We start from the raw sequence: 2,179 nt of genomic DNA, 5'->3' as shown, positions 1-2,179 counted from the left end.
CAGTCGGATAAAGCCGAGAGTATAAACATGTAGGCATAAATTTTAAACAGCGGACTTTGCGTGACGCGCGCCAACCTAAAATTTAAAATCGTCCAAGAAATCGCCGACAAAGTAAATAATGTAAAAAATATAAGCATAAACTCGGCGCTATAAAATCTTTCCTTTAAATATACCGTTGCTAGCATGGCAATCCAAAAAATCCAACTCGCATAAAACGGCCGCATAAGATCCATCTCGCATAGAGGCTGAAGCGCTTTAAAAGCCGCATAAAAACAAATGAGTGCGCTTATGGATGCGAGTACCCAATGGTTTTTGTTCTGAAACTTCGGCGAAAAAGCTACAATGTAAAACGACAAAATCGTAAACGACATGCAAATAGCCGCCAGAAATCCGAAATTTCTTGCGTTTTTTACGGTTTGAGCTCTATCTTCGGTCAAATTTTGCTCGTTTTCACTCATCTTACTCCTCCTTTATCATAGTCCAAGCGTATAGATAAAACGCAGTCGGCAGCACGTAGAGTGCCGCGATGGCTAGCGCTGCGGCTAACATATATAGACCCCCTCCAAAAAAACCAAACATTGCTAGAGTTTTTATCGTTGCTCCTACGATGGCGCTGACGATAACAAAAAACACGTAGGTCTTAAAAAGCTTATTTTTCGTAATTTTGGCTAGACTGAAATTTAGCTTAAGCCAGAGTAAGAAAAAATATACGATAAGACCTATAAACGCGTAGCTAATGACTTTACTGATACCTGGCGTAACTCCTTTTAGGCTAAGCACTATCGAGAGGAGAATCACTAATACGGCTATGATTACGGTTTTTATGAAGATTTCATAAACATCGGTGTCGTAAATCTCGGCTAGTTTTTTAAGCGCTAACCACATGTAAACGGTGGCCGTTAGCGTCGATAGGTTGGTGATCGCGCTATCTATTAGCTCTAAGTTTTGCAGTTGCTCGAAAGTGTACGGTTGCGTAATGGCTTTGTAAACCGCTATCAAAAACGATGTGGCAAAGTTGGCTAGCAAAAACCAGCATGATATTATGCCTTGCCTTTTGGCTTCTTTTAGAACCTTTTGGTTATAGGATATTTCTTGCATGTTTTCCCTTTTTGTCAAATTTTATATATTTGTTTTGATTTCATCTGCGTCAAATTTGAGCTCCGTTGCTCGTTCGTGTTGAGTTCTAAAATTCGGCTCGCTTGCGTTTTAGGCGTTTAAATTTGGCCTATCGCCGTGCTGGTTGGTCAAATTTATCTCGATTTCGTCTTGCTCGTTTGAGAAATTTTCCGCATTGATCCACGCCGCGAGTAATACGCCCGAAGTCGCTAGATCAAAGAGCGCGTTTGCAAGGGGCACGAATTTGACGATAGGGACGATGAGGGCGGGCGAGAGGACCTCTAGCATGCCGTAGGTGAAGTTTGCGCCCAGGCTAGCGGCAAGCATCCACGCATAAACGCTAAAAAGCGCGCAGCCCGAGGCCTTTGCGAGCTTGAGATTTATGACGACCCACGCGATAGAGACGGCAAATACTGCAAGCGGGATGATGATGTCGGAGATGAGCCTGAGATGGTTTTCATCAAAAACGTAGAGCGCGACCGCGCAGAGGATCACTGCTAAAAAGCCGTTGTAGGCGTATTTAAAGATAGTAAAGACGTTTGTGTTTGATAGCTCCTGTACGCGGATGAGCGCATAGTGGAAAAACGTCAGCGCAAACAGCCACGCTAGCGTGCGAACGATCCAAAACAGGCTCTGATCGCTAGCTAGAAAACTCGCGCTCGCACACAGGATACAAACTGCGCCGAGGATGCCTTGAGTTCTTGCTTTATTAAAATTTCTATTCATTTTTCTCTTTTCGGTGGTTTTGGTTTTAAATTTATAAAATTTGACGCTCAAATTTGCGTCAAATTTGAGGACTCGTAAAAGAGAAAATGTACATAAATTTATTTTAAACGATTATTAAATTTAGCGTGACACAAGCGTTAAATTTGGATAATGTATAAAATGTGAGAAATTAAATTTTCGTAATTTTTGATTAAATTTGATAGCCCAAACCTGCTGGGACTATCAAATTTAAGAAATTTTACTTAGTCGCGTTTTTATCCGCTTTATCTTCAGCCTTCACCTCTTTCGGCCCCACATAATCCTCCCCAAAATATGCCTTTTTTATCTCTTCTTTTTT

At 41.5% G+C, this 2,179-nt stretch carries 3 protein-coding genes; all 3 read right to left on the bottom strand.

Translation table 11 applies throughout. The features are described from left to right. Positions 1–458: hypothetical protein (locus Q0200_RS03820; protein ID WP_297937959.1), on the bottom strand; the 458-nt coding region annotated here is incomplete at its 3' end. A 1-nt stretch (position 459) separates the two neighbouring features. Continuing rightward, the gene (locus tag Q0200_RS03815) at positions 460–1,098 is read right to left on the bottom strand and encodes a hypothetical protein (protein ID WP_297937956.1); all 639 of its coding nucleotides are present in this window, start codon (positions 1,096–1,098) and stop codon (positions 460–462) included. 108 nt (positions 1,099–1,206) lie between these two features. Beyond that, positions 1,207–1,842 (bottom strand): hypothetical protein, encoded by a 636-nt coding sequence (locus tag Q0200_RS03810; protein WP_297937953.1) that lies wholly within the window; start codon positions 1,840–1,842, stop codon positions 1,207–1,209. Between the last annotated feature and the right edge of the window lie 337 nt (positions 1,843–2,179).

The organism is uncultured Campylobacter sp., assembly GCF_938045225.1.
GTDB lineage: Bacteria > Campylobacterota > Campylobacteria > Campylobacterales > Campylobacteraceae > Campylobacter_A.
This window is presented reverse-complemented; position numbering and strand designations above follow the sequence as displayed.